The organism is Aminobacter sp. LjRoot7 (assembly GCF_964252895.1).
Taxonomy (GTDB): Bacteria; Pseudomonadota; Alphaproteobacteria; order Rhizobiales; family Rhizobiaceae; genus Aminobacter; species Aminobacter aminovorans_B.
In genome coordinates this window covers 224,297-235,740 of sequence record NZ_CAXUPX020000002.1, presented here as the reverse complement: position 1 = coordinate 235,740, position 11,444 = coordinate 224,297, and the positions used below count along the sequence as shown (strand labels likewise).

The 11,444-nt window shown below is 62.6% G+C and carries 14 protein-coding genes; 2 read left to right on the top strand and 12 right to left on the bottom strand.

The features are described from left to right. Positions 1 to 39 precede the first annotated feature (39 nt). Together ACSQ3E_RS06870 and ACSQ3E_RS06865 are read left to right on the top strand one after the other, a co-directional pair. Positions 40 to 846 carry a protein-disulfide reductase DsbD domain-containing protein gene (locus ACSQ3E_RS06870; protein WP_436122114.1) on the top strand — a complete coding sequence of 269 codons (807 nt, stop codon included), beginning with the start codon at positions 40 to 42 and terminating at the stop codon, positions 844 to 846. Between the two features lie 135 nt (positions 847 to 981). Next, the gene (locus ACSQ3E_RS06865) at positions 982 to 1,467 is read left to right on the top strand and encodes a peroxiredoxin (RefSeq protein WP_214387511.1); all 486 of its coding nucleotides are present in this window, start codon (positions 982 to 984) and stop codon (positions 1,465 to 1,467) included. Between the two features lie 55 nt (positions 1,468 to 1,522). On the opposite strand, the gene rnhA is transcribed toward ACSQ3E_RS06865, so the two are convergent. From rnhA to coxB, 12 genes are all read right to left on the bottom strand, one after another. Continuing rightward, positions 1,523 to 1,978 (bottom strand): ribonuclease HI, encoded by a 456-nt coding sequence (rnhA, locus tag ACSQ3E_RS06860; protein ID WP_310323130.1) that lies wholly within the window; start codon positions 1,976 to 1,978, stop codon positions 1,523 to 1,525. After that, the gene (locus tag ACSQ3E_RS06855; RefSeq protein ID WP_436122113.1) at positions 1,975 to 2,937 is read right to left on the bottom strand and encodes a homoserine kinase; all 963 of its coding nucleotides are present in this window, start codon (positions 2,935 to 2,937) and stop codon (positions 1,975 to 1,977) included. Before ACSQ3E_RS06855 ends, rnhA begins: the two co-directional genes overlap by 4 nt. Next, on the bottom strand, positions 2,937 to 3,947 hold the full coding sequence (ispH, locus tag ACSQ3E_RS06850) for a 4-hydroxy-3-methylbut-2-enyl diphosphate reductase (protein WP_436122112.1): 1,011 nt from the start codon (positions 3,945 to 3,947) through the stop codon (positions 2,937 to 2,939). Before ispH ends, ACSQ3E_RS06855 begins: the two co-directional genes overlap by 1 nt. A 157-nt stretch (positions 3,948 to 4,104) precedes the next feature. Next, the gene (locus tag ACSQ3E_RS06845; protein WP_409014617.1) at positions 4,105 to 4,860 is read right to left on the bottom strand and encodes an SURF1 family protein; all 756 of its coding nucleotides are present in this window, start codon (positions 4,858 to 4,860) and stop codon (positions 4,105 to 4,107) included. Then, positions 4,857 to 5,243, bottom strand: coding sequence for a DUF983 domain-containing protein (locus ACSQ3E_RS06840; protein WP_436122111.1), 387 nt, complete (start codon positions 5,241 to 5,243; stop codon positions 4,857 to 4,859). The genes ACSQ3E_RS06845 and ACSQ3E_RS06840 overlap by 4 nt, the downstream gene beginning before the upstream one ends. Then, positions 5,240 to 5,704 (bottom strand): L,D-transpeptidase family protein, encoded by a 465-nt coding sequence (locus ACSQ3E_RS06835; RefSeq protein ID WP_436122110.1) that lies wholly within the window; start codon positions 5,702 to 5,704, stop codon positions 5,240 to 5,242. The genes ACSQ3E_RS06840 and ACSQ3E_RS06835 overlap by 4 nt, the downstream gene beginning before the upstream one ends. 110 nt (positions 5,705 to 5,814) lie before the next feature. Further along, positions 5,815 to 6,705, bottom strand: coding sequence for a cytochrome c oxidase subunit 3 (locus ACSQ3E_RS06830; RefSeq protein WP_310323123.1), 891 nt, complete (start codon positions 6,703 to 6,705; stop codon positions 5,815 to 5,817). A 1-nt stretch (position 6,706) separates the two neighbouring features. Further along, on the bottom strand, positions 6,707 to 7,339 hold the full coding sequence (locus ACSQ3E_RS06825; protein ID WP_310323121.1) for a cytochrome c oxidase assembly protein: 633 nt from the start codon (positions 7,337 to 7,339) through the stop codon (positions 6,707 to 6,709). Between the two features lie 8 nt (positions 7,340 to 7,347). Beyond that, on the bottom strand, positions 7,348 to 7,506 hold the full coding sequence (locus ACSQ3E_RS06820) for a hypothetical protein (protein ID WP_310323478.1): 159 nt from the start codon (positions 7,504 to 7,506) through the stop codon (positions 7,348 to 7,350). Then, positions 7,506 to 8,447 (bottom strand): heme o synthase, encoded by a 942-nt coding sequence (locus ACSQ3E_RS06815; protein WP_310323119.1) that lies wholly within the window; start codon positions 8,445 to 8,447, stop codon positions 7,506 to 7,508. Before ACSQ3E_RS06815 ends, ACSQ3E_RS06820 begins: the two co-directional genes overlap by 1 nt. A gap of 75 nt (positions 8,448 to 8,522) precedes the next feature. Continuing rightward, a complete protein-coding gene (gene ctaD / locus ACSQ3E_RS06810) occupies positions 8,523 to 10,172 on the bottom strand; it encodes a cytochrome c oxidase subunit I (protein ID WP_310323118.1) in 1,650 nt (549 codons plus the stop codon). Between the two features lie 37 nt (positions 10,173 to 10,209). Then, on the bottom strand, positions 10,210 to 11,076 hold the full coding sequence (gene coxB, locus ACSQ3E_RS06805) for a cytochrome c oxidase subunit II (RefSeq protein WP_310323116.1): 867 nt from the start codon (positions 11,074 to 11,076) through the stop codon (positions 10,210 to 10,212). Positions 11,077 to 11,444 lie beyond the last annotated feature (368 nt).

Here is an 11,444-nt window from a genome sequence, read left to right as displayed (position 1 = left end):
CCTGTTGCGGACGCTGCGGGAGGCTATCAAATCACCGCCATGAAAATTGCGCCCCACTCCGCGATCGGCCTCTGCGCGGCACTGCTCGCCGCCGCCCCGGCCCATGCCTCCTCGTCAGCCTGGTTCGAAGCCGATGGCGGCCGTTTCCGCCTCGTCACGTCAGGGGTGCCGGATGCTTCCGGCAAGCTCCAGGGTGTGCTCGACATCGAGCTCAAGCGCGGCTGGAAGACCTACTGGCGTGATCCCGGCAATTCCGGCGTGCCGCCGCAGATCGACGTCTCGGCAAGCCGCAACATATCAGGCGCCGACTTCTCCTACCCTGCCCCGAAGCGTCACGACGACGGCTATGCCAAATGGGCCGGCTACGACCATTCGGTGCGCCTGCCTGTCAGTTTCACCGTCACGGCCCCGGGCGAGCCGGCGACAATCACCGCAAACGTGTTCCTCGGCGTCTGCGAGACGATCTGCGTGCCGGTGCAGGCCAAGCTCGAGGTCGCCCCTGCCGCCGATCCCGACAATCCGGGCGATGCCATCCTGGTAAAGACGGCCCTCGCCGCCCTCCCCGGCACAGCTCAGCCGGAATTCGGCGCCACGCTGGAACCGGCCGAAAGCGAGCACGTCTCGATCGTGGCGACAGCGCCCGGCCCCGCTGACGCTTTGGACGTCTTCGTTGCCGGCGTGGACGGCTATGTGCTTGGCACCCCCGAGCGGCAAATCGAGAATGGCAAGGCGGTGTTCAACGTCAAGCTGCTCGAACGCCCTGACACAAAACCCTCCGGCAAGGGCCTGCCCTACACGCTGACAAGTGCTGCTGGAGCGGTCGAAGGATTTTTGCCTTATCCCTGACTTTTTGCCTTATCCCTGACAAGGGCTGTCCAGCTTCCTATATCCAGCTGGCCATTGGACGCGGGCGACATCTGCGCTAGGTGAGTTGCGCGTCCTTCCGATTTCAACTCGAACACTACGCTTACGAGGAAATTCATGACCATTTCGATCGGCGACAAGCTGCCTGCGGCCACGTTCAAGACGATGACCGCAGATGGCGCCAAGAGCGTCAGCTCCGATGAGATCTTTGCTGGCAAGAAGGTCGTGCTGTTTGCCGTGCCAGGCGCCTTCACGCCGACCTGCAGCAACAACCACCTGCCGGGCTATGTCGAGAACCATGACGCGATCATTGCGCGCGGCGTCGACACCATAGCGGTGGTCTCGGTCAACGACGTCCACGTCATGGGTGCCTGGGCCCGCTTCAGCGGCGGCGAAGGCAAGGTGCAGTTCCTCGCCGACGGCAGCGGCGACTTCGCGCGTGCCATTGGCCTCGACACCGACCTCTCGGCTGCCGGCATGGGCCTGCGCTCGAAGCGTTATTCGATGATCGTCGAAGACGGCAAGGTTGCCCAGCTCAACCTCGAGGGCGCACCCGGCCAGGCCGTCGATTCGGGCGCCGCCCGCATTCTCGAACAGCTCTGAGACTGACAAGGGCGCGCGGCCTTCCGGCGGCGCGCCTCACTCGATTGGCAATGGCCTAGGCTGAGGCCTTTCGCCCGCCCTTGAAGGGCGCCATGCCCTCACGCGCGAGCTCATCGGCGCGCTCGTTCTCGGGATGACCGGCATGGCCCTTGACCCAGTGCCACGTCACCTTGTGACGCTTGTTGGCCTCGTCAAGCGCCTGCCACAGCTCGCCGTTCTTGACCGGCTTCTTGTCGGCGGTCTTCCAGCCATTCTTCTTCCAGCCGTGGATCCATTTCGAGATCCCGTCCATGACGTATTTGCTGTCGGTGTGCAGGTCGATCTCGCACGGCTCCTTGAGGGAGTTCAGGGCAGATATGGCGGCCAGCAGCTCCATGCGGTTGTTGGTGGTCTCGGCTTCGCCGCCCGACAGCTCCTTGACCTTGGCCTTGTAGCGCAGCATCGCGCCCCAGCCACCCGGCCCCGGATTGCCCGAGCAGGCGCCATCGGTGAAAATTTCAACTTGCTTCATTTCAGTCCGTATTCCTGGGCGGACTTGATCGTCCGGTGGAAGCGCATGCGGCGAATGTATTCCGACGGGTCACGCTTCATCACCAGCCCGCCATCCGGCACCGTCAGCCAGTCATAGAGCCGCGTCAGCATGAAGCGCAGCGCCGACCCGCGCGCCAGGATCGGCAGTGCGGCCTTCTCGTCCTCGCTCAGCGGACGGACGCTCTGATAGCCGTCCAGCAAGGCCGTGCCCTTGGTCAGGTTGAAGGAAAAGTCCTTCTCGAAGCACCAGGCGTTGAGGCAGGTGGCGAGGTCGTAGGCGTAGGCGTCGTTGCAGGCGAAATAAAAGTCGATCAGGCCCGACAGATTGTCGCCGAGGAAAAAGACATTGTCCGGAAACAGGTCGGCATGGATGACGCCCGACGGCAGGTTCTTCGGCCAGTTCTTCTCGAACTCGGCAAAGTCGGCGTCGACTTCACGGGCCAGCCCCGGTTCGACCTCGTCGGCGCGCGGATGAGCCGCGTCCCAGAGCTTGCGCCAGCCGTCGATGGCGAGCGAATTCGGCCGCGTCATCGCGAAATCCTGGACTGCGATGTGCAGTTCGGCCAGCGCCCTGCCGACCTCGCGGCAATGCACGACCTGGGGCCGGCGCAGCCACATGCCTTCGAGGAAAGTGATGATCACGGCAGGACGTCCGGCCAGTGTGCCGATGACGTTGCCATCCTTGCCGTCGACGGGCAGCGGGCAGGAAATTCCCTTGTGGGCGAGATGCTGCATCAGGCCGAGGAAGAATGGCAGGTCGGCCTTCTCGACGCGCTTCTCATACAGCGTCAGGATGTATGCCCCTGTCGTCGTGTGCAGCAGGAAGTTGGTGTTCTCGGTGCCCTCGGCAATGCCCTTGTAGGACAACAGCTCGCCAACCGGATAATTGCGCAGGAACGCTTCGAGCTCACCCTCGCCAACGTCGGTATAGACAGCCATCAGCCGTTTCCGTTGACGAAGGCCATGTCGGCTGGCGTCAGCTCGACGTCGCGCAATACCCGCATCACCGGAAATTCCTCCGTCTCGGTCGCCGTGATGGCGAGTTCCACGTTCACTTCGAAGCGCTCGCGGAAAGCGTTGATGATCTCGTCGACGATGATCTCGGGCGCCGAAGCTCCCGCCGACAGGCCCAGCGTAGCGATACCGCCGATGTCGTTCCACGGGATCTCCGACGCGCGCTGAACCAGCAGCGACATCTTGGCCCCTGCCCGCTCGGCGACTTCGACGAGGCGGCGCGAATTGGACGAGTTGGGCGCACCGACGACCAGATAGAGGTCTGAGCCTGGCGCCGTCTCCTTCACCGCGTCCTGGCGGTTCGTCGTGGCGTAGCAGATCGATTCGGCGGCAGGCGCCTCCATCGCCGGGAATTTTTCCTGCAGCGCCTTCAGGATGCCTGCGGTGTCCTCCACCGAAAGCGTCGTCTGGGTGACGAAGCCAAGCGCTGCGGGATCGACCGGTGTGAAATTGCGGACGTCGGCCTCGGTTTCGATCAGCGTGACCGCACCCTCGTCCAGCTGGCCCATGGTGCCGATCACCTCGGGGTGGCCGGCATGACCGATCAGCAGCACGTGGCGGCCCTTGCGCTGGTGGCGCATGGCCTGTTTGTGCACCTTGGAGACCAGCGGACAGGTGGCGTCGAGATAGAACAGGTTGCGCGCGACCGCATCCGCGGGCACCGACTTCGGCACGCCGTGGGCGGAGAAGACAACAGGCGCATCACGATGCTCGTCAGGGATCTCGCTGAGCTCCTCGATGAACACCGCACCAAGGTTCTGAAGTCCTTCGACGACATAGCGGTTATGCACGATCTCATGGCGGACATAGACCGGCGCGCCGTATTTCTTAAGCGCGAGAACGACGATCTGGATCGCCCGGTCGACGCCTGCGCAAAAGCCGCGCGGCTGGCAGAGCCTGATCGTCAGGGGCGGTTTGGCAATCATCTGGAGCATCTAATCCGCTTCTTCGTTCAGGTGCCGAAATGATGTCTGCACCCCCTTGCTGTCAAGGGAGGCTATTGCGCCGCGCGTACCATGACGCGCAAAGAATGCTGTAGCATCTCGAAGTTGTGCATGATCCCGAAATAGGTTCCGAGACCATCCACAGGACTCATTTGCCTTCGGGGCGGCGCAGCAGCCAGACGCCCATGACGCCCAGCAGTGCCGCAGCGAGACCGTACCAGGTCACGGCGTATTGCAGATGGTTGTTGGGCATGTCGACCATGGTCACCCCGCCGACCGGCAGGCCGCCAGGATTTGGCGTCTTGTCGGCATCGATGAAGAACGGCAGCACGGCGGCACCCGCAGGCAGCCCGGCGCTTGCCGCCATGGCGTCGCGGTCCTTCCAGTAGAAGACGTTCTTCACCAGATCATTGTCAGGCACCAGCGAACCCGGCTTGCCCTCCAGCGGGTTGCGCGCCAGCCCGACGATGCTGACAGGTCCCGTCACCTGGCCGGTCGGCCGCTTGGCCGCATCCTTGAGATCGTAGGGAACGAAGCCACGGTTCACCAGCGCGAAGCGGCCGTCGTCCAGCTTCAGCGGCGTGTAGACGTAAAAGCCCGACTGGCCTTCCCATGTCGCCAGGAAATGCCGCTCGCCTTCATGCACGAAGGTGCCCGAAAGCGTGACCGGCCAATAGTCGACGTCGCCGGTAGCGCGGTATTTTACTTCCATTTCAGCCAGTGGCAGCGGCTGCGACTTCGTGCGCTCGGCGATCTGCGCGATCAGTTCTTCTTTCCAATAAAGGCGCTGGACCTGCCAGCTGCCAAGCGCCAGCAGCAGCGCAAAGGCAATCGTGCCGAGCACGAGCATCAACACATGCCCGGAACGTCGCGCCGGGGCGGTCATGGTCTTTTCCTGGATCATTCGCCCTTGTCCAAACGCCCTTCGGCTGCCTTGTTGCGATACTGCAGCGTTATGAGCACGCCCTTGATGAGGCGCAGCGAGCCAAGGCTGAGAACCACGGTCAACGGAATCCACAACAGCAGATGAAGCCATAGCGGAGGTCCAAAGTTGACCTCGAGCCACAGCGCGAGCCCGACCACGACAAAGCCGATGATCAGGATGACGAACACCGCCGGTCCGTCGCCGGCGTCGGCAAAGGAATAGTCGAGCCGGCAGACGCCGCATTCCTTGCCGACGGACAGGAAGCTGGAAAACAGCCGGCCTTCGCCGCAACGCGGACAACGCCCCTTGAGCCCGGCCGCAATCGGTTCAACCGGCGGCCAGATTGCCTTGTCCTCGCTCATGGATTTATCTCGATGGGAGTGCCGTTTGCGACCATCTGCCAGACCTCTGCCATGTCCTCGTCGGTAACGGCGATGCAGCCGTTCGTCCAGTCGAACATCTGCATCAGCCAGGACCACCAGCCATACCCGTTCGGTTGGCCGTGGATCATAATCATTCCACCAGGTTCGACACCTGCCCTCTTTGCCGCAGCCACGTCGTCGGCGTTGGGATAGGAGATGTGGATCGACCTGTAGTAGCCACTGACTGGATTGCGCCAGTCGAGCACGTAGCGGCCTTCGGGCGTACGCTCGTCGCCTTCCCTTGCCTTGTGTCCCAGTGGGTTCGCACCGAGCGCCATGGCGTAGCTGCGAACCACCTTGTCGCCCGAAAGCAGCTCCAGCCGGCGTTCCGACTTGTCGACCCGCACGAGGTCGACCTCGCTCGCATATGCGGTCATCGTCGAGGCACACAGAGCAATCATGAGAGAGGCGAAGCGGCTTGTCGGCATGCCGGATGATTGCACTGGGAAAGCGCCCAAAAAGAGAAGGCGGCCGCGTTGCCGCGACCGCCTTGCATCAGAAACCGGATCGGTCAGTGGCCGTGAGCGATGGTGCCGCCAACCGAACCCCAGATGTAGATCGCGGCGAACAGGAACAGCCACACCACGTCGACGAAGTGCCAGTACCAGGCAGCCGCCTCGAAGCCGAAATGCTGCTTCGGGGTGAAGCCGCCGCCCATGGCGCGGAACAGGCAGACCAGCAGGAAGATCGTGCCGACGATGACGTGGAAGCCGTGGAAGCCCGTCGCCATGAAGAAGGTCGCGCCGTAGATCGAGTCCTTGAAGGCGAACGGAGCGTGGATGTACTCGTAGGCTTGGACGAACGAGAACAGGATGCCGAGGCCGACAGTCAGCGCCAGGCCGTTGACCAGGCCCTTGCGGTCATTGTGCAGCAGCGCGTGGTGCGCCCAGGTCACGGCGGTGCCCGAAAGCAACAGGATGATCGTGTTGTAGAGCGGCAGGTGGAAAGGATCGAGGATCTCGATGCCCTTCGGAGGCCAGACGCCGCCGGTGAACTCGGCGCGCAGGACCTGGTGAGCTTCATTCGGGAACAGTGCCGCGTCGAAGAACGCCCAGAACCAGGCGACGAAGAACATCACCTCGGAGGCGATGAACATGATCATGCCGTAGCGCAGGTGCAGCGAGACGACGCGGGTATGATGGCCCTCGTTGCCTTCCTTGATCGTATCCGACCACCAGCCGAACATGGTGTAGAGAACGATCAGCAGGCCGATCAGGAAGATCCAGTAGTTGGCGCCGGCCATGTTGTAGCCGAAGATCGGAAAGCTGCCGCCCTTGAGATGCTGCATCCAGGCGACACCGCCGAATGCCATGATCAGCGCGCCCAGCGAGGCGAGGAACGGCCACGGGCTGGGATCGATGATGTGATAGTCGTGTTCTGGTTTCGCGTGTGCGTCTGCCATATCAGCCCCCGGCTTTTCCGTCGGAATTAACATTTTTCGCTTCGCCGTCAACCTTGGGCGCGACAGCTACAGGCTTTTCCCCGGCAATGGGGAAGAAGGTATAAGACAGCGTGATCGTCTTGACGTCCTTCATTTCAGGCACGTTGACGATTTCCGGATCGACGAAGAAGACGACCGGCATGTCGAGCGTCTCGCCCGGCTTCAGCGTCGTGTCGGTGAAGCAGAAGCACTCGACCTTGTTGAAGTAGGCGCCGGCGATCTCCGGCGTAACGTTGAACGTCGCACGGCCCTGGGTCGGCGTGTCGAAGACGTTCTTCGCCGTGTAATGGATCTGCTTCGTCTCGCCGATCTTGATCTGGACGTCGCGGGCCACGGGCTGGAAGTCCCATGGCAGGCCACCCGACACATTGGCGTCGAAGCGGACGGTGATCTCGCGATCGAGGATCTTGTCGGAATACTGCTCGACGCGCTGGGTCGTGCCGCCATAACCGGTGATCTGGCAGAACATGGCGTAGAGCGGCACCGCAGCGTAAGCCATGCCGACCATGCCGCCGACGAAAGCGACGCACATGCCCGCAACCATCCGGTTGGAGCTCTGCTTCTTCGCGTCGACAGCCTGCTTGTCGTTGGTCATGCCACTGCTCATAGCGGCCGATCCAGGATGGCCGGGCCGAACTTGGCGATCGTCGCCAGGTAGAAGATGATGACGAGTGCCGCCAGCGCCAGACCGATGGCGACGTTGCGGCTGCGACGCGCCTTCTTCTGCTTTTCGGTGAGCGTCACCAGGTCATTGTCCGACATCATGCACCTCCAAGCGCAAAGACACGCTCGATGACGCTGTCGGCCAGGTAGGCCGCAAAGATCACGAACAGATAAAGCAGCGAATAGGCAAAGAGCTGCTTGGCGGGCTTCATCACGCGGTCGCTGTCCGGCATCTGGAGAACCTTCCAGGCGTACCAGACAAAGCCGAGACCAAGCGCCAGCGAAACCACGCCGTAGCCGATGGTGGTGTAGCCGAGCAGCCAGGGCGCCACGCCAACGGGCGCGAGCAACAGCGAATAGGCGAAGATCTGGCGACGCGTCGAGGCTTCGCCGGCGACGTTCGGCATCATCGGGATGCCGGCGCGCTCATAGTCCTGCGACTTGAACAGCGCGAGCGCCCAGAAGTGCGGCGGCGTCCACAGGAAAGTGATCATGAAGAGCACGACGCTCTCGAGGCTGACCGAGCCGGTCACGGCGGCCCAGCCGATCATCGGCGGCAGCGCTCCGGCCGCGCCACCGATGACGATGTTCTGCGGCGTCCAGCGCTTGAGCCACATCGTGTAGATGACGGCATAGAAGAAGATGGTGAAGGCGAGCAGAGCCGCCGAAAGCCAGTTGACGAGGACGCCGAGCGTCATCACCGAAAGGGCGGAGAGCACGAGGCCGAAGGTCAGCGCTTCATGCGGCGTCACCTTGCCCGACGGCACCGGACGGCTGGCCGTACGCGTCATGACGGCGTCGATGTCGGCGTCGTACCACATGTTGAGCGCACCCGAAGCGCCCGCGCCGATGGCGATCGCAAGGATCGCGACGACCGCAAGGAACGGGTTGATGGTGACAGGGGCGGCAACCATGCCGACAAAGGCGGTGAAGACCACCAGCGACATGACGCGCGGCTTCAGCAGGGCGAAGAAATCGCCCGCCGTCGCTTCCGACATGCGGATGGTTTGATCGTCAAACCGGTTGTGGACAAGGGCCATGCGTACTTACGTCCAGTCGTTCCGTTTGGCCGAAGCCGCCGGTTATGCCGGCGGCTTCGTAGTTCAGTCAGTGCCTTACTTGATCTTCGGCAGCTGTTCCCACTGGTGGAAGGGCGGCGGCGAAGGCAGCTGCCATTCGAGCGTGGTCGCACCATCGCCCCAGGGGTTGGCACCGGCGACGCGCTTCTTGGAGAAGGCTTCGAAGACGCCGAACAGGAAGATCAGCACGCCGATGGCCGAGATGTACGAGCCGTAGGACGACACCGCGTTCCAGCCAGCATAAGCATCCGGGTAGTCGATGTAGCGGCGCGGCATGCCGGCGAGGCCGAGGAAGTGCTGCGGGAAGAAGATCAGGTTTACGCCGACGAACGTCACCCAGAAGTGGGTGTTGGCGATCGCCGCCGAGTACATGTAGCCGGTCATCTTCGGGAACCAGTAGTACCAGGCCGCGAAGATCGCGAACACGGCACCCAGCGACAGCACGTAGTGGAAGTGCGCCACGACGTAGTAGGTGTCGTGCAGCGAACGATCGAGACCGGCATTGGCCAGCTGCACGCCGGTGACGCCACCGACGGTGAACAGGAAGATGAAGCCGATCGCCCAGATCATGGGCGTCTTCATCGAAATCGAGCCGCCCCACATGGTGGCGATCCACGAGAAGATCTTCACACCCGTCGGAACCGCGATGACCATCGTGGCGAACACGAAGTAGCGCTGCGTGTCGAGCGACAGGCCGGTGGTGTACATGTGGTGAGCCCACACGACGAAGCCGACGGCACCGATGGCGACCATGGCATAAGCCATGCCGAGGTAACCGAAGATCGGCTTGCGCGAGAAGGTCGACACGATGTGGCTGACGATGCCGAAGCCCGGCAGGATCAGGATGTACACTTCCGGGTGACCGAAGAACCAGAACAGGTGCTGGAACAGGATCGGGTCGCCGCCGCCTTCAGGGGCGAAGAAGGCCGTGCCGAAGTTGCGGTCGGTCAGCAGCATGGTGATGCCACCAGCCAGGACCGGCAGCGAAAGCAGCAGCAGGAAGGCGGTGATCAGCACCGACCAGGCAAACAGCGGCATCTTGTGCAGCGTCATGCCCGGAGCGCGCATGTTGAAGATGGTGGTGATGAAGTTGATCGCACCGAGGATCGACGACGCGCCGGCGATGTGCAGCGACAGGATCGCCAGATCCATTGCCGGTCCAGGCTGGCCCGAGGTCGAGAGCGGCGGATAGATCGTCCAGCCGCCGCCGACGCCATGCGCACCGGGAGCGCTCGGCATGAAGGCCGAGAGGATCAGCAGGAGGAACGCGGGCGGAAGCAGCCAGAACGAGATGTTGTTCATGCGCGGGAACGCCATGTCAGGCGCGCCGATCATGATCGGAACCATCCAGTTGGCGAAGCCGCCGATCAGCGCGGGCATGACCATGAAGAAGATCATGACCAGGCCATGGGCCGTCGTGAACGCGTTGAACATGCTCTTGCCGGCGTCGATCGCCGCATCGCCTTCAACGCCATAGACCATCGAGGCCAGGCCGTGGAAGATCTGGATACCCGGCTCGGCGAGTTCCCAGCGCATCATGACGGACAGGAAGCCGCCGATGCAGCCTGCCATGATCGCGAAGATCAGGTAGAGCGTTCCAATATCTTTGTGGTTGGTCGAGTACACCCACCGAACCCAGCCCTTCGGCTTGTGGTCGTGATGGTCGTGAGCTGCAGCGCCTGCCATGTTCCGCTCCGTTCCCTGATCCCTATTCTACCGTGGCTCAGTTGCCAGCGGCCGCGACCTTGGCCGCACCGTCCGTCTCGGCCATCAGCGCCTTGTTGGCACCCGGCAGATCGGTCTTAGCGGCGGCAAGCCACGTATTGTACTGTGCGTCGGTGACGACGCGGATTGCGATCGGCATGTAGGCGTGGTCCTTGCCGCAAAGCTCGGAGCACTGGCCGTAGTAGAGGCCTTCCTTCTCAGCCTTGAACCAGATCTCGTTGATACGACCCGGCACCGCGTCCGTCTTCACGCCGAAGGCCGGCATGGCGAAGGCGTGGATGACGTCGCTGGCGGTGACGAGCACGCGGACCAGCGTATTGATCGGAACGACGACTTCATTGTCGACGGCGAGAAGGCGCGGATATGCACCCCTGTCTTCCTTGCCAGCCGCTGCGCGGTCAGCATCGGCGAGCATCGCCGAGTTGAAGGAGAGCGGCTCGGCGTTCTGGTACTCGTAGTCCCAGTTCCACTGGTTGGCGGTCGCCTTGATCGTCAGCTTCGCGTCTTCCGGCGGCGAATACTGCGCCGTCAGAAGCTGAAACGACGGGATTGCCAGGAACAGCAGGATGACAACCGGACCGACGGTCCAGATGACCTCGATCAGCGTGTTGTGGCTGGTACGCGACGGCACCGGGTTGGCGCTCGCGCGGAACCGCCAGATGCAATAGGCCAGCAGGAAAAGAACGAACAGCGTAATCGGAACGATGAACCACAGCGTGTAGTGCTCGAACCAGGTGATCTGTTCCATGATGCCGGTCGCGGCCGGCTGGAAAGTGGTTTGCCAAGGCGTCGGCTGAGCCGCATAGGCCGCGACGCTGGCAAGGGAAGCAGTCGCCGCGACGGCGCTAGCAAAGATCTTTCTCATCGCCCTCTGTATCTCCCATTTCCGTGCGGGCGTAGCCGCAAGGACATCGTGCCGCTCCGGGACGGGAATCCCAGAGACGTTCGGAGGTTCAAACCATACTCTCTTTATAACCGCAAGGAAGCAGAGGCTTAACCCGTGCGGCATTTTTGCGCGCAGGCACAGAGGCTGGCGCCGCGACGCGTTTGGCGCTAGGTGAAGAACGCGCAGGCGAAAGGGCAATCGCCCCGCTTGTGCAGCCATGCCCTCAAAAGGCGTCGCAATTCGGGCCAAATTGGCTTCGAATGTCTGGAAAACCTGAGATTGCAGGATGGCGAAGGCGCCGTCTTGTTATTTACTTGCTGCCTGCACGGCCTGATAGTCGTGATTCG

Bases quoted from the DNA above. Each gene is read 5' to 3' on its own strand.
- ACSQ3E_RS06845 (WP_409014617.1), bottom strand. From the start codon at position 4,860: ATGATCCAGGAAAAGACCATGACCGCCCCGGCGCGACGTTCCGGGCAT.
- ACSQ3E_RS06825 (WP_310323121.1), bottom strand. From the start codon at position 7,339: ATGACCAACGACAAGCAGGCTGTCGACGCGAAGAAGCAGAGCTCCAAC.
- ctaD (WP_310323118.1), bottom strand. From the start codon at position 10,172: ATGGCAGGCGCTGCAGCTCACGACCATCACGACCACAAGCCGAAGGGC.
- ACSQ3E_RS06815 (WP_310323119.1), bottom strand. From the start codon at position 8,447: ATGGCCCTTGTCCACAACCGGTTTGACGATCAAACCATCCGCATGTCG.
- ispH (WP_436122112.1), bottom strand. From the start codon at position 3,947: ATGCTCCAGATGATTGCCAAACCGCCCCTGACGATCAGGCTCTGCCAG.
- ACSQ3E_RS06830 (WP_310323123.1), bottom strand. From the start codon at position 6,705: ATGGCAGACGCACACGCGAAACCAGAACACGACTATCACATCATCGAT.
- ACSQ3E_RS06870 (WP_436122114.1), top strand. From the start codon at position 40: ATGAAAATTGCGCCCCACTCCGCGATCGGCCTCTGCGCGGCACTGCTC.
- ACSQ3E_RS06865 (WP_214387511.1), top strand. From the start codon at position 982: ATGACCATTTCGATCGGCGACAAGCTGCCTGCGGCCACGTTCAAGACG.
- ACSQ3E_RS06820 (WP_310323478.1), bottom strand. From the start codon at position 7,506: ATGTCGGACAATGACCTGGTGACGCTCACCGAAAAGCAGAAGAAGGCG.
- coxB (WP_310323116.1), bottom strand. From the start codon at position 11,076: ATGAGAAAGATCTTTGCTAGCGCCGTCGCGGCGACTGCTTCCCTTGCC.
- ACSQ3E_RS06835 (WP_436122110.1), bottom strand. From the start codon at position 5,704: ATGATTGCTCTGTGTGCCTCGACGATGACCGCATATGCGAGCGAGGTC.
- ACSQ3E_RS06855 (WP_436122113.1), bottom strand. From the start codon at position 2,937: ATGGCTGTCTATACCGACGTTGGCGAGGGTGAGCTCGAAGCGTTCCTG.
- rnhA (WP_310323130.1), bottom strand. From the start codon at position 1,978: ATGAAGCAAGTTGAAATTTTCACCGATGGCGCCTGCTCGGGCAATCCG.
- ACSQ3E_RS06840 (WP_436122111.1), bottom strand. From the start codon at position 5,243: ATGAGCGAGGACAAGGCAATCTGGCCGCCGGTTGAACCGATTGCGGCC.